Genomic DNA, 17,169 nt, shown 5'->3' with positions numbered 1-17,169 from the left:
CGTAGTGAAAAACGCCATAGGGCCGGGGCGATTGACCTGGCCGCTTTTGACCCCATCTCTGTGACCTGCTCCCCTAATACCAACGGCCTTCACAAATGACCTTCATGCGCCCATGATCGCATTCCGATTGAAGTGATCTTCTGCGGTTGGGCGATGAGTTTTCGCCATGCGTCGCATGCGGCATTAATGATGGCATCGTAGTCGTCGAAGACGCGGTTGGAGAGGTAGTTGGCGCGTAGATATTGCCAGACCTGCTCGACCGGATTGAGCTCCGGCGAGCGTGACGGCAGCAGGATCGGCGTGACGGTCTTCGGCCAGACCAGATTGCCGGTTGTGTGCCATCCGGCGCGGTCGAGCGGCAGGACGGCATGCGCGCCTCGGGCGACGTGCAGGGCGATCTCGTCGATGTGCCGCTGCATGGCGTCGGTATCGGCAAAGGGCAGCGCCAGCGCCGCACCGACGCCGCGCGCCGGGCAGATGGCGCCGAACAGGTAGGCGCTCTCGTAGCGCTGGTCGGCGGGCTGGATCGGCCGCGTGCCGCGCCGCGCCCATTGCCGCACGAGGCCGTTCTTCTGGCCTATGCGCGCTTCGTCCTGGAACCAGATCTCTATCTTCTTCTTGTGCGTCACGCCCGCGAGGTGGGCCGCGAGCGTGCGCGGAAAGTTTTTTTGAACGCCTGGATGACCTCGCCATCCTGCTTCGGGTGACGCGGCCTGGCGCTGATGTGCGAGAAGCCCAGAGCCTTGAGCAGCTTGCCGATGGTGCGCTCGTGATACGCCACCCCGAACCGCTCCTCGATGACGCGCTGAAGGTCCACGCGCCGCCAGCGCACCACGCCGTCGCCCCCTCGGTCCGGGCCGATCTCCACGATTTCCGCCAGTTCCGCCTGCTGTGCGGATGACAGCCGCCTCGGGTTGCCGCGGCGGCGATTGTCCTTCAGCCCGGCCGGGCCATGCGCGTTGAAGCGATGCACCCAGTCCCGCAGCGTCTGTCGGTCCATCCCGCCGATCCTGGCCGCCTCCGCCCGGCTCATCCCGTCCAGCACCGCCGCGATCGACAGCAATCGTCGGCTCTGGTTCGCATCCTTTGTCGAAGCCGCAAGTCGGCGAAGCTGCGACGGTGTATGGCTCGGCTTGATCTCAACGGTTCTCGGCATAGCGCGGGTCCTCCACGCCACTTTGAATCACGCCAGCATTAATCTGGGAATCTGGAGGGTTATGTGAGGTCGGTTCTGCTGGTTCGGCTGTCTGTGTCCGACCTCATATAAGCCGGATTGAATGAAGCCACGGGCTGTTTGGCGCTGTTATGGGAATAGTAGATTGCTGGGCAATGTTGTGGCGGCGGGCATTGCGGTCGGGGCGATGGCGGCGATCAGTTTGGGCCTGTTGAATTGGCGTTCATGGCCTTTCCGGCGGGCGTTTTGGCCGGAATTTCTGCTGCATTGACAGCGGTGGCCACCCATTCGGCACGGACGGGACGCGTGATATCGAGCGCTGGGTGAACGTTCTGGCCTTCCGTGACATTTTTGGAAGTAGCGCGCTTCGGACATCATGATGTATCGCACCGGAACGATGAGGGCCGAGGCGGAGCAACCGGCGGAATGTTGATACCTGTCCTGCGCATGGGGCGCCGGCAGTCTGGGCATTCGTAGGACTTCCCGCCTTGTGTTTCGCTGGAATGGGATTGCCCGCTTGGGGGCGATGGCTGCTCAAGGAGCATCCTGCACAGAGCGATGCGATCCCGTCGATGACTGTTGGCGAGAAAGCCGAAGTGACGCATGCGATGGAAGCCGGCGGGAAGCAGGTGCAAGAGAAATCGTCGGATGAACTCGTGAGGATGAATGCACATGATCTGCTCGCGATCACATCCATTGCGCCGGTAATCTTTCCATCGGAAGGCAACATGGTCATCATCAAGTTCGACGATGCGGCCGTTGGCGATAGCGACGCGATGGGTGTATCGGCCGAGATAGGCGAGCACCTGGTCCGGACCGCCGAATGGCGGCTTTGCATAGACGACCCATTCGATGCTGCGCGCACATGCGAGATGGCGGGTGAACAAGGCAGCGTCGTTGAGATGGGCGAGGTCATTGAAGAAGCGCAGTTCGCCCTGAGCGAAGGCCTTGGCGAGAGCTGCCAGAAAGAGCCGGCGAAACAGGCGTGACAGCACGCGCACCGGCAGAAAGAAGCCTGGCCGACATGCGATCCACGTCGACCTGTCCGGCGAGAGACCTCCACCCGGCACGACGCAATGGACATGAGGATGGTGGGTCATCGCCTGGCCCCAGGTGTGAAGCACGGCGGTGACGCCGATCTCGGCGCCCAGCCATCTGGGGTTGGCGGCGATGGTCTGCAGTGTCTCAGCCGAGATCCGCATCAGCAATGCATACACGATCGCCTTGTTCTGGAAAGCGATCTCGGCGACTGCCGGAGGCAGGGTGAAGACCACGTGGAAATACGGGACCGGCAACAGATCGGTGATACGAGCCGCGACCCATTGCTTGCGCGCCGCCCCCTGGCACTTCGGGCAGTGGCGATTGCGGCAGGAATTATAGGAGACGCGTGTCAGGCCACAGTCGTCGCACGTATCGACGTGACCGCCGAGCTGCGGCGTCCGGCAAGCTTCGACCGCACCCATGACGCGACGTTCGCCGCGGCCGAGGTGACCGGCGTTCTCTCGTCTGTAGGACGCCCCATGCCGCCGCAAGATGTCGGCGACTTCGAAGGCAGAGCGCACCCGACTAATAGCCCGGCGGCGTCACATCCAGGCGCAATCGGTCGAGCGGGCTCGTCGTAGAGCAGATGGTCTTGTTGGAAACCTGCGTATAGTGGGCCGTGCTCGACAAATGGGCGTGACCGAGCAGAACCTGAATGATGCGGATATCGGTGCCATTCTCCAGAAGATGCGTGGCGAAGGAATGCCGCAACGTATGCACGGTGACGCGTTTGGAAAGGCCGGTCGCGGCAACTGCTGACCGGCAGGCGGCGTTCAACACTGTCGGCTCGATGGGCTTGCCGGGATCACGCCCCGGAAACAGGAACGGTTCTGGACGTGCGAGACGCCAATAACTGCGCAGAATTCCCAGCAACTCCACAGACAGCATGACATAGCGGGCTTTGCTGCCTTTGCCGTGACGGACATGGATCACCATCCGGGAGCTGTCTATATCATGCACCTTCAACCCGCAGACTTCCCCGACCCGCAATCCCGCCGCATAGGCGCATGTCAGCGCCACCCGGGCCTTCAGGCTGGAAACGGCCTCGAGGAATTGAACGACTTCGTCAGCCGACAGAATAACTGGGAGTGTGCGCGGCTTGCGCGCATACGGGATCCGCTCGGGCACATCATTCTGGCCCAACGTGATGCCGTAGAAAAACCTGAGAGCGCAGACGATCTGGTTCAGTGACGCCCAGGATATCCCTGTCGAGACCAGATGAACCTGGAAGGCGTGAACATCCTCAAGATCAAGCCGATCCGGTGACCGACCGAAATAGCGGCTGAACTTCTGGACGGCGTTGATGTAGGATCGCTGGGTTGCCGGAGACAGATTGCGGACCGTCATGTCCTCGATCATCCGGCGGCGAAGAGGGCTAAGCTCAGCCATCTGGACCTCCTGTCTGAAGGGTGGGTTGCAACACCACCATCCAACCAGTCAGGAGGCTCCGTTCAAAGCCTGCCCCCAATCGCCGCGATAGCGGCTTAGTTCAATCCACTTTGTCAACACGACCTAGCAGGCCGCCGTCCCGTTGAAGAGCTGACAGCACTCTGCTCCCCTACGGAAATAGGTGGGCTCGTCGAATTTGGGTGCAGCGGGTCGCGGCGCCATGAGATCAACATGCAAGCGGTGTCAGTGGTATAGTGATGCAAGATAAAGCGATCTCAAATCGCGCGACCTGGAGCAAATAACCTGTTGTGCATTCACAGCTTTTGCCCTTTGAGTGCGTGCCATTTTGGCACCACATCAAGACCGGGCTATTCCTTGTCACATCTTACGGACATCGTGGCATTGATGATCACGCTGCCGCTGAAACAGTCCCAAGCGCTTCTACGCGGCACGCCGCTTTATGTGCGCTCTGCTGCGCTCCATGCAGTCCGCATACTTGAACCGGTCAACTTCTCAATTTACTCCAGCTCTTATGGTCGACGATCTCGATACCCTGTTTCGCATCCAACTTGAGTCTCCCCGCAACCGGGGAGAGAGCGGCGTACGCGCCACCCCTTTGTTCCGTCATCAGGTAAATATTGCGATGCGCCAAGCAGGCGGATCTGTTGGCCGCACAGGCTGCCAAAACGGCACAGTGACCGGGCGTTTCAACGCCCGCGGCCGCGGGGCCAAAGTCATAGCTTCGCTTGCCGCTCGGAACGATTCTCGGGAAACTTTGGAAGGCGGGTTGCGATATCGCTCACGCCGCGTTGTCGTCAAAGCCCGTATCGTAAAACTAGCTCAAGGACACTGCACTGCGCAAACCAACCGGACATTTGTTGTTGGCCCACAAGCTGTTGATGTGCATCTACGTTACCTTCAGCGAGATGGCGTGGATAAAGAAGGGCAAAGCGGCCGACTCTATTCGGCATATGATGATGAGGTTGACGGAAAAGCATTTCTCAAGCGCGCGCGCCAGGATCGCCATCAGTTCCGCTTTATTATAGCCCCAGAAGAGGCCGCGGAGCTGGAGGACCTAAGAGGTTTCACTCGAGACCTGATGCGACAAATGGAAAGCGATCTCGCCTCGCATCTGGATTGGGTGGCGGTAGACCATCACAATACCGGCCATCCACATAGCCATATTCTGCTGCGGGGCATTACCGATGAGGGCAAGACCCTTAATATCGCCGGAGACTATATTGCTTATGGCATCCGACATCGTGCAAGTGAGCGACTGACACTTGAGCTCGGACCGCAAAGCGAACTCGATGCTGCCGAAAAGCTGGCGTGGGAGGCTCGCGCAGACAGGCTAACTCGGCTTGACCGCGTGTTGATCGCACAACAGCTCCAACAGGGACTGGTTGACCTTTCACCCAGTGCTGGCAATGGCGAGCGTATTTTCTCGCAACTTGAGCGCAGTCTGCTGATTGACCGCATGCACAAACTCGAAAGCATGGGGCTGGCCGAAAAAACCAAGCATGGACAGTGGTTACTGGCCACGGCAGCCGAAAAAACACTCAAAGACCTCGGCACCCGCCGCGACATCATCAAGACCATGCACAGAGCCTTGGAAGCCCATGGTCTGAGCAAGGACCGCCGGCCCAGCCACTATGCGTTGCATGACCACAATCTTGAGAAACGGGTCGTCGGGCAGGTGCTTGCCACGGGGCTTGCCGGCGACGAACTCAGCGAGCGATTGCACGTCATTATAGATGGAGACGACGGCCGCGTTCACTATATCGAAACCGCAACTGACACATCTGTCGAGCAGGGTCACATCATCGCTTTGGAGCCCAAGCATTACAAGACGGAGCGGCGAGCTGGCGATAGCGAGGTCGGGCAACCAAAAGACAGGCTTAACAGCCCTGTACGCGACGACGGGGACAATCGCGTCACCAACGGGCGGGGGCTTACCGGCCGTACCATTCACAGGCTTTCGAGTTTCAATCTGGAAGAGCAGATTGTCAGCACCGGCGTCACATGGCTTGATCGCCAGCTCCTCTCACAAGACGGATATAGGCCTGCGTCGAGCGGTTTCGGCGAACAAGTGACCCAAGCGCTCAACAAACGCACCAGCAAACTTGTCGAGATGGGCATCGCCCAGCGGAATACGACCAACAATATCGTCACCTTTCCCCCAGATATGCTTCACCGCCTTGAGGTGGCAGAAGTGGTGCGTGCCGGCCACGAGATTGCCAGTGCCAGGGGCCGCGCTTTCGTGGCTCTTCATCCTGGGCAAGAAGCGCGTGGCAAACTGGCTGGCGCGACCGACTTGGCAGGTAGCCGTTATGCCATGCTGGACGACGGACATCGTCTTCATCTGGTGCCCTGGGAGCCGACGCTTGAAAACGCAATCGGTCACACGGTTGGTGTCCGTGTCCATGCCACCGGCATCAAATGGACGGTCAGCCATCAACGCGGAATCGGGATCGGCGATTGTTGATGCGGCAGGCATGTGGATGCACTGAATCGAGTGCCCATCTAAATGCTGCAGGTCCGTGAGATGTGGAGTTGGAGTTCCCCCGGTTTGATGGACCCAATCCGAGTTGTGAGAGGAGAGTGTCATCATGCCGAGAACGAGGAACCCATATCCGCCTGAGTTTAGGGAGCAGATCGTTGCACTTGCGCGAGCCGGGCGCAGCATTGAGGGTCTGGCGCGCGAGTTCGAGCCGTGTGCTGCGAATATCCACGGCAGGATAAAGCAGGCCGCATTCGGTTTGGACTGGGTAGTGAATGATCGAAGGTTTGAACTCACACGATAACGATGCCCCACCACAGAGTCGAGCGACTCCCTGTTTGAATAGATCGACTATCGCAACAGCAAACGATAGCCGCCACCGCGGATCATTTTCTCAGCTGTGCGAATAAGACGCTGAATTCGCGTTCGGAGATATCCAGCCTCCCAATCCGCGTTCACGCGCTGCTCGCCGAACAAGGCAATGGCGATCTCCCGTTGGCTGGCCCCCGCGCGCATGCCATCATGTGCTTGCAGGGCCATTCTCCAGCGGTCTGCCTTTCGACTTGGCGGGCACAGAGTTGTGGGCAAACGTCCGAGCCGCTCCAGCGCAAGAAGCTTGCGTAGCGTCATAATCTTCGGATCGAGACCCACAAAACCCGAAAGGCAATATTCAAGGTGCACCGGTCCAGCGAGAAGGCTTCCTGAGAGAACATCCAGGCGCAGCGCGCTTGCTCCACTGCCGATCAAGACATGTTCGCCGTCCAGCGAGCGAAGAACCGTTACCGGGCAAGGAATAGACAGTAAGTCAAAAGAATCTGGATGACCAACACAAGTGATGGGCTTTGCTTCGACGGGAAGAATATTTGCGTGACAATCTCCATGCCAAAACACCGAGAATCGGCATTGTGGAGAGCAACAAAGTTCTGCTGCGAAATCGCACGCCCCAAGGGCGAAGCAAATACATGTCCTCCTCCAGGGTCACCAGCGTGACCGGTGGAACTTTGCGCAGGAGATGATGGGTTGCCGATGTTGTCACGAACTTTGGAAACTTTGGATTGCGACGGACGAACTCCCATGCCCAATCGGCACGATCACAATATCGAAGCGCCCGGTAGCGCGTCTGCTTGTGCCAACCCGCGAAGGATGTGCCTGTCTCAACTTTCTTCATCCGTCAGCAGGTCCCTGCCTCCCTGCAGCCGAAGGCAGCAAGGGGATGCCATTCGACCTTACTCCCCAAGAGGCTGGCGACGGCGGCGTCCACAGAACTGAGTGATCTATGGAATATCTCTCCCGTGTCTTGCTGAGTGCAGTGGCGCTCATTTCAAGCATAAGGCCAATAATCGTCTCTCCGCGATGACAGATGGCATCTCCGAGGAGGTAAGGATTCCAGCCCAACGCTTTGAGCCGATTGAACCAGTATGGTTCACAGACAACAGTCAATTGTCTAATATGCTGCTGCAGGCAAAATTCCAGGATCGCACAATACATGACTCCAGCGGCAAGACATTGCTGTCCTGGTTGGCGAAGAGCGGGAACAACGAAGATCCTGGTCCATTCGAAAATTGAGCTGTCGCGCGGCACCCCGGCCGGGGCAAGTCGTGGGAAGACGTCACTCATCAAGTGAGGTCGTAGGCTCGGCACCAATCGGGATCCGGCGACCACCCCGGTTTCGGGTTGTATACCGAGCAGGTATATGGCGTCATCGGTATCAAAGGCATCGATCTCGCGACCGTCGCCGCGGTCGAGATCATACCATCCTCGTTCCCCCACATAGATCTCATGGCGTATTCGGAACGATTGTTCCAGATATTTGCCATAAGCAGTTCGATTGGCGTGATTGACAATGTGGACCTGAAACATGGTGCATCCTCTGCTTTCCATGTTCCTAGGTTGCAATCCCCTCCCAACGCCATAGCCAGATTTGGGAATTGCTCAAGGCTCGATCTCCCGCCTGAGCAAAGCCTGCACAACTGCATGAACATTGTTTGCAGCATCTAGTTTCCTCTTGGCGTTTCGTAGATGCGCAAGAACCGTATGCTCGGACAATGCGAGTATGCGAGAAATTTCCCAGGCCGTCTTGCCGCCAGCAACCCAGCGCAAGATTTCTCTCTCCCGTTTTGTCAGGGTCGTTTCTGACGTGTGCTCTCCATGTGACTGCAGTCGCCGCAAAGCGAGCAAAGCGTGGGAGGATAGGAGACTTATGATGCGCAGAGAAGCGGGCTCCAGGCCTCCCCTTTCACCGGATGCCGTGACCACCAGCGGCGGCGAGAGCGGAGCATGGCTGGGAACGCAAATACCTTCTCGAAGTCCGAACTCAAACGCCTCATCCATGATGCGCGAGGCGGAGGCTTCAAGGTTCTTGCCACAGACTTCGCTCCACAAAAACGTCGCGCCCGTCCGACGACACAAAGCCACACACGGATCGTGTCGATAGTAGCCGCTTGCGACATAGTGCCGGTACCAGTCTTGCGGCCACCCGTTAGCAAGGATCTGCTCCTGCCAACGCGCCTGGCGGTCCTCCGGCAAACATGTCACCAGGTAGGAAGACAGGCCGCAGCGCTTGAATTGACTGGCGAGAATATCGCTGATCTCCCGAATGTCCTTCGCCTGATCAAGCGCTTCCGCGTCGCGAAACAGATCAATGATCGTCTTGAGCTCCATTGTAACTTCTACGCATTCTCTAGACGCCAAACCCCCACACGGAAATCAAAATATTCCCAAGACAGATTGAAGCACAAGGCCGCAGCATAAGAATGATTACTATAGTAGGTAGAAGGAATTACCGTCTCCTGTCTGCATCGAGATATGAGACTACGATCCATCATGGCGCGAAATCTGCGCCTGCTCCGCCGTGCCTCCGGCCTGAGTCAGGAACAGCTGGCAGATCTTGCCGGGCTAGATAGGAACTATATCGGCAAACTAGAGCGGGAAGAAAACTCCCCAACTCTCGATACAATCGAGGCAATTGCGTTGGCGCTGCAAGTTGATGTTGAGAACTTGATAGGGCGGGATACACCACGACACCGCTAGTAACCCGAATCTGAAGTTCGTCACATTTCTCGGCAGGCTCTGAACGAACTTCAGATTCAAAAGGGTGACCAGCAAGTCTATGTTTCTATTGTGGTTTTCGAATTTAAAATACGCTCACCGGCACGCTGAAAAAAATGAGGCGTATTTCAAATTCACCACACTAGGATGTCAGCTCTCAGCAGCGCAGATTTCCATGCCTGCGGTGAAGATCCGTTCTTCAGTCACCGCCCCGCCGTTTTCGTTGATGGCGGCCTGCCTTTTCCGCAACATCCTTGCGCGTGTCACCGCGCCCTGAGGGTCGGACAAAGAACTCCGCAACATCAGCGCCAAGCGCCTTAGCAAGCCCATCAAGAAACACAACCGTGGGATTGCGCCGACCAGTCTCGACGCCACTCAGATAGCCACGCGTGCAGCCCGAAAGCAGCGACAACTCCTCTTGGGAGATGGCGCGCGCCCGACGCATGCGCTGCACATTGAGACCAACCACCACGCGAATGTCCATGAGAGCATGGTCACAACGCCGCACACTTTAGGACGACACACTATAGTGAACATTCGCACTTGACAGCCTCCGCAGGCGTTCACCTATAATCGTCTTATAGGAACATCATTCCGATTAAAGGAACACTCATGACAGGCAGTCTTTCCCTGGAGCGCGGGCTTTCAGTACTCGAGGCATTGAAGGACGCAGATGAACCGATCGGCGTTCGCGAGATTGGCAGGAGGGTAGATCTCAGCCCTGCCGCCGTTCAGCGGCTTCTCAACACGCTCGCCGATCGTGGCTATGTCGAGCAGACGTCCGACACGCGACGCTACCGTGTCGGATATGGCATCCTCGAGCTGGGCAGTCACGTGCTGCGGAAGAATGGGCTCTTGGAACTGGCCGAGCCAGAACTGCAGGCCCTTGCTGCAGTAGGCTTCTTTAACGCGTTTCTTGGCGTCCGCCGCGGATCGCGTGGGCTTTATCTCAGAGCAGTCCAGAGCAGCAGCCCAGTGGTCATCCGATCCACGCCCGGGGAGAGCATGCCCTTGCATTCAACCGCTTTGGGTAAGGCTCTATTGCTGGGACTACCCGACAATGCCGTTCTCGAACTTCTCGGCCAGTCTGAGCTGAACAAGCTGACAGCGCGCACAGTCACCAAACCGGCGACTTTGATTTCGCAGCTCAAAACAGCTGGCAGGACCGGTTACACAACCGCACTCGATGAAAATATCCTTGGCGTCATCTCAGTTGGCGCTCCTATTCGCGACGCCAACGGATCAGTCATTGCTGCCATCAGCATCGCGTATCCACGTACGATTGGACCACAGATCGAAATCGCGGATATGGGCGAGCGCGTCATGGCCGCTGCTACACGAATTTCAACAAGCCTGGGCTTCACAACCGGAGGCGAGCCGCATGGAGAGGATCCTTGCTATGCCGCGTGAAAGCATTCTTTTGAACGAAGAGCGGCTTCACGCTCAGATGGCACGCTTGCGGCTGGATGGGATCATTGCCTCCAGCCCGGAAAACGTCACCTATTTGAGTGGATTCTGGGCTCTGCCACAATGGATCCGGCGAGGTCCGCAAGCTTATGTATTGTGGGTCGAAAGTGGCGTTGGCGAGCCGGAGGTTATTGCCAGCACAGCGACCCTGGATTTGGTTGCAGACCAAAACGTCTGGATCAAACGGGTGCGTCGCTATGGAGCCTTTCATATCGACCACAATGGTGACGCCGCGATTGATCCTGTGTCTCGCCGACACCTGGAGCTGCAGGCGCAACCAGGCCATGGTGATGCGCTGAGTGCATTGGTAGCGGCGGTGACCGAGGCTGGTTTGTCCCACGCCCGGGTTGGGATCGATGAGATCGGACTGCTGCCTGGCCACCTGGAGCAGCTCAAAACCCGCCTACCGAATGTGACCTTCGTGCCTGCCGCAAGCACGTTCCGCGACGTACGCGCAGTAAAAACACAGGAAGAGATTGCGCGGCTCTCGCGGGTTGCAGAAATCGCCGAGCGCTCGATTGAGGCGGCGCTCGCTGTCGCACAGCAGGGCGCAAGCGAGCGCGATCTCGCGCGTGCTTTTCATACACAGACCGTTCAGTCCGACGCCACCCCTGTTCTCGGCTGTATCGGTTTCGGTGAACGAAGCGCGCTGATGAATGTACAGCCGTCCAATCGCACATTGAAGAGGGGAGACGTCATCCGTTTCGATGTCGGGGGACGCTATCGCCATTATCGTGCTGATATCGCTCGAATTGCCACCTTTGGCGAACCTCCAAGGGTTGTTCGCCATCACCACCGAGCACTGGTTGCAGGCGTTGAACGTGCATGTGAGTTGATACGTCCGGGCATGCGCGTGGCGGATGTCTATGCGGCCACCGTAGAAACCGTCCGCCGCGAAGGCATCACACACTACCAACGTAACCATGTTGGGCATGGCATCGGCATTGACGGCTATGACGTCCCCTCCTTGACACCGGAGAGCAACGAGATCCTAGAAGCTGGCATGGTCCTGTGCGTGGAGACCCCTTACTACGAGCTTGGCCGTTGGGGATTGCAGGTCGAGGACATGATCGTTGTGCGCGCGGATGGGGTCGAAAAACTGACAACCACCAGTGGCGACCTCATGGTGGTGGAGTCATGACAGGAATCGTCGGTTATGCCTGCATCCGTTGCGGGGCGCGATACCCTGCAGATCTAGTCATCGACTCGCGTGGTTGCCCCGCCTGTCACGCTGAAGCCCCTTCGAACTTGCGCCTTGTTCTAACGCGCGAAAGCGCTGTGACTGGCACGAGGAGATCAGAGGAGGCGACGGCGGTTCCATCGTTGTGGCGCTATGCACACCGGCTCCCCTGTCCTGAAGGAATGGCTGTTTCAATCGGCGAGGGTTTGACGCCTTTGGTGCCTGCCCCCTCGCTCGGAGCACGCTTGAATGTCCCTCTTCTCCTGATCAAGGACGAAGGACGAAACCCCACCTGGTCACACAAGGACCGGTTTTCGTCAGTGGCTGTCTCGGTCGCACGCCAGCAAGGGGTCCGCGTGGTGGCCACGGCATCCTCTGGAAACGCTGGTGCCTCGTTGGCGGCATATGCAGCTCGGGCTGGTCTCACATGCATCACAGCAACCTTCGCAGGAGCCGCAGGGCCGATGCTTGCGCAGATTCAGAAGGCCGGCGCTGTTGTTGTCCCGTTTGAGTCAAAACTCGATCGCTGGACCTTCATTGAGGAGGGAGTTCAACGCTACGGCTGGTTCGCCACATCTCCGTATCGCGCACCAGTTGTTGGCAGCCATCCGGTGGGGATCGAGGGCTACAAGACGCTAGCATACGAGCTTGTCGAACAGATGCATGGTGCGGTTCCTGACTGGTGCGTGCTGCCTGTTTGTTACGGAGATGCACTTGCGGGCCTCTGGCAGGGGTTCAAGGAGCTCCATGCGGAGCAGTGTATTGAGCGACTGCCGCGACTTGTCGCTGCCGAAGTGCATGGTTCGTTGAGCGCTGCACTGGCGGGTGGGCAAGACCGCCTGCCCGATATACAGGCCAGCTCTAGCACTGCTGCGGTGTCCATTGGTGCAACTCGCAGTTCGTTCCAGGCGCTTAGCGCGTTGAGGCAATCCAACGGCTTAGCTGTCCCTGTTGGGGACTACAACTTGGTCGCGTATCAGGAACAACTGGCTTTGGAGGAAGGTTTGTTTGTCGAGATCGCCTCCGTCACGGCGATTGTTGCAATAGATTTTCTCCGAAAAAAGAATGTCATCTCCTCGGCCGATCATGTTGTCGCAATTTCGACAGCGAGTGGCCTAAAAGATATTGACCTATCCATGACTGACTCACCTCCAATACCTATACATTCTTCGACTAAGAATGCCTGGTCCTTCATATCGAATGAAGTAGAACTCGCATAAACAAAAAGAAACAGATCTAATACGGAGAGGAACAATGGATCGTCGTAGCTTTATTGTCGGATCTATGGCTTCTGCAGGTGCAACCTGTGTCCAAGCCCGCGCAATTGCATCAACTGGCACCATTGCGGAAGCGACGATCGTCGTTGGCTTTGCTCCAGGCGGAGCCGGAGATCTCGCTGCCCGCACCGTTTCTCAATATGCCATCTCAGCCAGAGACATTCCGGTCACACTGGATTTTAGGCCAGGAGCCGGTGGCACCATCGCCACAGATCAAGTCGCCCGCGCATCTCCTAACGGCTCCACTCTTTCGCTGTTTTCGGTCAGTCCGGTCATGGTGGCGCCGCATCTCCAACGCGTCCCCTATGACCCCCTGTCTGATCTTACATATGTTGGCAGCTACGCCGGCATTTCCATCCCGCTCTTTGTTCGCGCCGACAGTCCGCTCCGGACCTGGGACGATCTGCTAAAGCATGCGCGTTCGAAACCGGGTGGGCTCCGTTGGGCGACTGCCGCCCCCCGTGGACTGCCACATATTGCCACAGAAGCCGCTCTTCGCCAGGAAGGCGTAAGTGCCACCTTCATCCCGTTCAGCGGTGAAGCTGATGCGATCACAGCCTTGCTGGGTGGGCATATCGAAGCGGTCGCAGCAGCTGGATACGCGCCTCATTTGGACGCGGGCTCAATACACCTGCTGATAGAAACTGGCCCACAGCCGATTGCCGAGCTACCAGACCTTCCGACGTTCCGGCAGCGTGGATATCCCCTCGCTATCTCTGCGGCGTATGGCCTCTTCGGCCCGGCTGGACTATCGCCAGACGTCATTGGCTGGTGGGAAGATCTTCTTCAGGACATGACAACCAGCGAAAGCTACGAGATTTTTCTGAAAACCTTGCGCGGACACCACCTGTTTCAGAACAGCGCGACTTTTACGAAAACTGTCTTGGATGGGTATCGCGAGATAGGCCGCCAGATCGAGCTCTTGGGACTACGCCCGTGACCGCTCTACGCCTCACCTGTCTGTGTCTTGCCGCAACTGCGACATCTGCTGCCATTGCCGCAGTCCGGTTGGGACTCTGGCAGACCGGGACACCAGGAGCCGGAATGTTTCCGTTTCTAGCTGCTTTACTGCTGCTGGCCTCAAGTGGAGGCATATTGCTGCTGGAGGCAGAGAGCAAAACGGATGCTGAGCCTGCCGAACCTCGTCGCCTCCTGCTCCATCTGTTGGCTTTGTCGATGTTTGCTGTTGCCTTTACTCTACTTGGCACATCGCTGGCCATTTTTAGCTTCATCATCATTGTTCTGCGCGGCATTGAGCACCTGAACTGGCTGCATGCCATGGCGGTTGCCGGGGGCCTCACTGCCTTCTGTTGGCTCATATTCAGCAAATTGCTCGGCGTTCCTTTGCCAACAGGCCTATTGGGGATGATATAATGGACGCACTTGCAAGTCTCGGAGAAGGTCTGTCTATAGCGCTGGAGCCTTCCAAACTCTTATTTGCCTTTGTCGGTGCAGTTCTTGGAACAGCCGTCGGCATCATTCCAGGACTTGGGCCGACAGCTGCGGTGAGCTTACTTCTGCCGATTTCAATCATGCTGGATCCGCTGAGCGCCATCATTTTGCTCGCCGGCATCTACTACGGCTCACTCTATGGTGGATCCACCGCTTCAATCCTCATGCGCGTTCCGGGAGAAGCAGCAAGTGTGGTCAGCTGCTTTGACGGGTATCCCATGGCGCAGGCGGGTCGAGCTGGTGTCGCCTTGGGCATAACGGCTTTTGCAAGCTTCATTGCAGGCATAGCTGCGACGTTTGCCATTACATTCTTAGGGCCCGTCTTTGCCGAAACGGCGCTTGCCTTCGGTCCAATCGAAAAAACGGCTCTCGTTGTCTTCGGCCTCACCCTGGCTGCCAATATCGGAGAAGGCCCACGAATGCGCGCCTGGGCTATGGTGGCGCTTGGTCTGTTCTTGTCCACCGTCGGTGCCGACCTGGTATCTGGCGAGGAGCGCTATACGTTTGGGAGTCCGAACTTGCGGGATGGACTTCATGTTGCTGTGCTTGCGATGGGCATGTTCGGGGTAAGCGAAGTTCTGATGCTGTCGGAACGACGACGCAAGATCGAGCAGGCAGTTGCCACGAGATACCGCCTGCAAGACCTTTTACCTAATCGGCAGGACTGGAAAATGTCGGCAATGCCCATGACCCGAGGAACCGTCCTTGGCTTCTTTCTGGGGCTGCTTCCCGGCGGCGGAGCCCTCATCGCGAGCTTTGCCAGCTATGTCATGGAAAAACGGATCTCCAAGCATCCCGAGCGCTTTGGGAAAGGGGCCATTGAGGGGCTTGCCGGTCCGGAGAGTGCAAACAACGCTGCTGCACAAGCAAGCTTTATCCCCCTTCTTTGCCTGGGAATTCCTCCAAATGTCGTGATTGGAGTCATCATGGGTGGGCTCTTGATGCACGGCGTGGTGCCTGGCCCGCGGCTGATTGCTGACCACCCTCACCTCTTTTGGGGCGTAGTTGCAAGCATGCTGATCGGAAATGCGATGCTGATCGTTTTGAATGTGCCGATGATCCGTGTATTCGTGCTACTTCTAAGGGTACCCCCAACAATTATGGCGCCGTGCATACTTGTATTCTGCGTCATCGGCGCGTTTAGCATTCACAATAGCAGCTTCGATGTAGGAGTCGTCATCGTCTGCGGAATTCTGTCCTACAGCCTCCGGAAAAGTGGATTTGATCTCGCTCCTTTGTTACTTTCCTTCCTTCTTGGCTCTTTGCTCGAACAGAACCTTAGGCAAGGTCTGATCATGGGCTATGGTAGCTTCAGTGTCTTCATCACCAGTCCAATCAGCGTCGTCTTTCTTGCGACCGCGGGAGTCACGCTGCTGATGCCTGTACTGCGTTATGTCAAACAGATCCGCGATGGCGTGGGCCCTTGAAATCGCCGCCTATGCCGCACGCGAACCGAACCTAAATTTCAACACATGGGGACAGAGCATGCAGCCGCGGAACGCAAAGAAGCCCGCCTGACGCAGCTATGACGTGCCCCTGTCATTGACAACGCTCGAGAGTGCTCGACGGCTCCAGGAAAGATATGTCCATTCATGCTCACCGCCCGCATGAACGCGGCCGAGCACTTCCGGCTCATCAGGAACAGCAACCGGCCAACCCGAGAGGTTCGCAAGCCATTCGTCACTATAGAGCGTGTCCTGATAGCGGTGTCCTTCATCTGGAAGGATGACGAGTGTTGTATCGTCAGGATGTGTCCGGGCATGCCAAGCAGCCACAAGTGCCGCGGCACCGCTTGTTGGTCCCATAAACAGAGCGTGTTCCCGGTAGAGCTGGCGGGCAGCAGCGAAGGCAGGCAGTCCCCCAACCCAGTGCACATCGTCGATGAGTTCGTGTTGCAGATTCAAAGGGACAATGGAATTTCCCAGTCCGCGCAACAGTCTGGGGCCAGGCGATTGCCCGAATAAGGCGCTGTTATGTGTGTCAACAGCTATCAAAGTGACGTCGGGAAACAGTTGGCGCAAGATCTCCCCTGTTCCACAAAGAGACCCGCCGGAGCCAACACAACCGACAAGGCAGTCTACTCGACCAACAGCACGGCAGATATGTTCCGCGCACCTGCCATAGGCCCATCGATTTTCGGGGTTGTCGTATTGATGTGGACAAAAAGTTTCGGGGCGATCCTGTAGAAACTTGTTGAGAAGCATAAGCCTTTGACCCTGAGCGCCGATCCCATTCGGGTCGTCCACCAGGTGCACTGAAGCTCCCAACAGTTCCAACCGCTGTCTTAGCGGCACATCGATCAGGCTCGTGGCGCTAACCAGGGTCAGATTGCTTCCACGTACCGCGGCGAGCATGGCGAGCGCGAGCCCGAATGTTCCTGACGACGTCTCTGCAACACAACCTCCGCGCTTCAACCGGCCTGAAGCTTCAGCTCTGTCGAGAATATATCGTGCTGGCAGCATTTTCATCAAGGAGAAGCAGGCGGCGAAGAGATTCTCCTTCAACTGGACAATCTGGTCTGCCCCCAAAGGGTGGTCCAGTTTTAGTCTTAGTGCATGATCGGCTTTTCGGCTATTGCCTGGGCAGATGGAGGTGCCGATCCGGGCGGTGGCGCGGGCCAGATAATAGCCTCCGGTGCTGG

17 protein-coding genes are annotated in these 17,169 nt (G+C 57.6%); 8 read left to right on the top strand and 9 right to left on the bottom strand.

Annotated features, from left to right (window positions below):
• Positions 1–89: 89 nt before the first annotated feature.
• From P2PM1_RS23920 to P2PM1_RS23910, 3 genes are all read right to left on the bottom strand, one after another.
• Positions 90–1,156 (bottom strand): IS630 family transposase gene (locus tag P2PM1_RS23920; RefSeq protein ID WP_186400824.1). Its coding sequence is split into 2 segments (ribosomal slippage): positions 90–670 and positions 670–1,156, totalling 1,068 coding nucleotides; the frame shifts between segments, so codons are not numbered across the junction.
• A gap of 392 nt (positions 1,157–1,548) precedes the next feature.
• Positions 1,549–2,736, bottom strand: a complete 1,188-nt coding sequence (locus P2PM1_RS23915; protein ID WP_186400823.1) for an IS91 family transposase — start codon at positions 2,734–2,736, stop codon at positions 1,549–1,551.
• A 4-nt stretch (positions 2,737–2,740) separates the two neighbouring features.
• Complete coding sequence (locus P2PM1_RS23910; RefSeq protein ID WP_186400822.1) at positions 2,741–3,604, bottom strand: site-specific integrase; 864 nt, start codon at positions 3,602–3,604, stop codon at positions 2,741–2,743.
• A gap of 532 nt (positions 3,605–4,136) precedes the next feature.
• Here P2PM1_RS23910 and P2PM1_RS23905 point away from each other — a divergent pair.
• On the top strand, positions 4,137–6,089 hold the full coding sequence (locus tag P2PM1_RS23905) for a DUF3363 domain-containing protein (protein ID WP_186400821.1): 1,953 nt from the start codon (positions 4,137–4,139) through the stop codon (positions 6,087–6,089).
• Positions 6,090–6,455: 366 nt separating this feature from the next.
• Here P2PM1_RS23905 and P2PM1_RS23900 read toward each other — a convergent pair whose 3' ends face one another.
• From P2PM1_RS23900 to P2PM1_RS25625, 4 genes are all read right to left on the bottom strand, one after another.
• Positions 6,456–6,995, bottom strand: coding sequence for a DUF2285 domain-containing protein (locus P2PM1_RS23900; protein ID WP_186400820.1), 540 nt, complete (start codon positions 6,993–6,995; stop codon positions 6,456–6,458).
• Positions 6,910–7,272, bottom strand: coding sequence for a transcriptional regulator domain-containing protein (locus tag P2PM1_RS25860; protein WP_371637059.1), 363 nt, complete (start codon positions 7,270–7,272; stop codon positions 6,910–6,912). Before P2PM1_RS25860 ends, P2PM1_RS23900 begins: the two co-directional genes overlap by 86 nt.
• A complete protein-coding gene (locus P2PM1_RS23895) occupies positions 7,269–7,964 on the bottom strand; it encodes an acyl-homoserine-lactone synthase (protein ID WP_186400819.1) in 696 nt (231 codons plus the stop codon). The genes P2PM1_RS25860 and P2PM1_RS23895 overlap by 4 nt, the downstream gene beginning before the upstream one ends.
• A 72-nt stretch (positions 7,965–8,036) precedes the next feature.
• Entirely contained in the window at positions 8,037–8,765 is a 729-nt protein-coding gene (locus P2PM1_RS25625) for a LuxR family transcriptional regulator (RefSeq protein WP_186400818.1), read from the bottom strand.
• 144 nt (positions 8,766–8,909) lie between these two features.
• Here P2PM1_RS25625 and P2PM1_RS23885 point away from each other — a divergent pair, with 144 nt between their 5' ends.
• Positions 8,910–9,134: a helix-turn-helix domain-containing protein gene (locus P2PM1_RS23885; RefSeq protein WP_186400817.1), complete on the top strand. Its 225-nt coding sequence runs from the start codon at positions 8,910–8,912 to the stop codon at positions 9,132–9,134.
• Positions 9,135–9,351: 217 nt separating this feature from the next.
• On the opposite strand, the gene P2PM1_RS23880 is transcribed toward P2PM1_RS23885, so the two are convergent.
• Entirely contained in the window at positions 9,352–9,636 is a 285-nt protein-coding gene (locus P2PM1_RS23880; protein ID WP_186400816.1) for a helix-turn-helix domain-containing protein, read from the bottom strand.
• 128 nt (positions 9,637–9,764) lie between these two features.
• Between P2PM1_RS23880 and P2PM1_RS23875 the strand changes: the two genes are divergently transcribed.
• The 6 genes from P2PM1_RS23875 to P2PM1_RS23850 are packed head-to-tail and all read left to right on the top strand — an operon-like array spanning position 9,765 to position 15,955.
• The gene (locus P2PM1_RS23875; protein ID WP_186400815.1) at positions 9,765–10,562 is read left to right on the top strand and encodes an IclR family transcriptional regulator; all 798 of its coding nucleotides are present in this window, start codon (positions 9,765–9,767) and stop codon (positions 10,560–10,562) included.
• A 4-nt stretch (positions 10,563–10,566) separates the two neighbouring features.
• The gene (locus tag P2PM1_RS23870) at positions 10,567–11,760 is read left to right on the top strand and encodes a Xaa-Pro peptidase family protein (protein WP_186400871.1); all 1,194 of its coding nucleotides are present in this window, start codon (positions 10,567–10,569) and stop codon (positions 11,758–11,760) included.
• Complete coding sequence (locus P2PM1_RS23865; protein WP_186400814.1) at positions 11,757–13,019, top strand: pyridoxal-phosphate dependent enzyme; 1,263 nt, start codon at positions 11,757–11,759, stop codon at positions 13,017–13,019. Before P2PM1_RS23870 ends, P2PM1_RS23865 begins: the two co-directional genes overlap by 4 nt.
• A gap of 34 nt (positions 13,020–13,053) precedes the next feature.
• Positions 13,054–14,016, top strand: coding sequence for a tripartite tricarboxylate transporter substrate binding protein (locus P2PM1_RS23860; RefSeq protein WP_186400813.1), 963 nt, complete (start codon positions 13,054–13,056; stop codon positions 14,014–14,016).
• A complete protein-coding gene (locus P2PM1_RS23855) occupies positions 14,013–14,450 on the top strand; it encodes a tripartite tricarboxylate transporter TctB family protein (protein ID WP_186400812.1) in 438 nt (145 codons plus the stop codon). The genes P2PM1_RS23860 and P2PM1_RS23855 overlap by 4 nt, the downstream gene beginning before the upstream one ends.
• Entirely contained in the window at positions 14,450–15,955 is a 1,506-nt protein-coding gene (locus P2PM1_RS23850) for a tripartite tricarboxylate transporter permease (protein WP_186400811.1), read from the top strand. The genes P2PM1_RS23855 and P2PM1_RS23850 overlap by 1 nt, the downstream gene beginning before the upstream one ends.
• Before the next feature lie 96 nt (positions 15,956–16,051).
• On the opposite strand, the gene P2PM1_RS23845 is transcribed toward P2PM1_RS23850, so the two are convergent.
• Complete coding sequence (locus tag P2PM1_RS23845; protein ID WP_371637079.1) at positions 16,052–17,032, bottom strand: PLP-dependent cysteine synthase family protein; 981 nt, start codon at positions 17,030–17,032, stop codon at positions 16,052–16,054.
• Positions 17,033–17,169: the final 137 nt, after the last annotated feature.

The organism is Stappia sp. P2PMeth1 (assembly GCF_900185735.1).
In the GTDB taxonomy this organism is placed as follows: domain Bacteria; phylum Pseudomonadota; class Alphaproteobacteria; order Rhizobiales; family Stappiaceae; genus Stappia.
This window is presented reverse-complemented; position numbering and strand designations above follow the sequence as displayed.

Excerpts from the sequence above, each read along its gene's own strand:
- P2PM1_RS23905 (WP_186400821.1), top strand. The coding sequence starts at position 4,137 with ATGGTCGACGATCTCGATACCCTGTTTCGCATCCAACTTGAGTCTCCC.
- P2PM1_RS25860 (WP_371637059.1), bottom strand. The coding sequence starts at position 7,272 with ATGAAGAAAGTTGAGACAGGCACATCCTTCGCGGGTTGGCACAAGCAG.
- P2PM1_RS25625 (WP_186400818.1), bottom strand. The coding sequence starts at position 8,765 with ATGGAGCTCAAGACGATCATTGATCTGTTTCGCGACGCGGAAGCGCTT.
- P2PM1_RS23880 (WP_186400816.1), bottom strand. The coding sequence starts at position 9,636 with ATGGACATTCGCGTGGTGGTTGGTCTCAATGTGCAGCGCATGCGTCGG.
- P2PM1_RS23865 (WP_186400814.1), top strand. The coding sequence starts at position 11,757 with ATGACAGGAATCGTCGGTTATGCCTGCATCCGTTGCGGGGCGCGATAC.
- P2PM1_RS23910 (WP_186400822.1), bottom strand. The coding sequence starts at position 3,604 with ATGGCTGAGCTTAGCCCTCTTCGCCGCCGGATGATCGAGGACATGACG.
- P2PM1_RS23895 (WP_186400819.1), bottom strand. The coding sequence starts at position 7,964 with ATGTTTCAGGTCCACATTGTCAATCACGCCAATCGAACTGCTTATGGC.
- P2PM1_RS23860 (WP_186400813.1), top strand. The coding sequence starts at position 13,054 with ATGGATCGTCGTAGCTTTATTGTCGGATCTATGGCTTCTGCAGGTGCA.
- P2PM1_RS23850 (WP_186400811.1), top strand. The coding sequence starts at position 14,450 with ATGGACGCACTTGCAAGTCTCGGAGAAGGTCTGTCTATAGCGCTGGAG.
- P2PM1_RS23875 (WP_186400815.1), top strand. The coding sequence starts at position 9,765 with ATGACAGGCAGTCTTTCCCTGGAGCGCGGGCTTTCAGTACTCGAGGCA.
- P2PM1_RS23885 (WP_186400817.1), top strand. The coding sequence starts at position 8,910 with ATGAGACTACGATCCATCATGGCGCGAAATCTGCGCCTGCTCCGCCGT.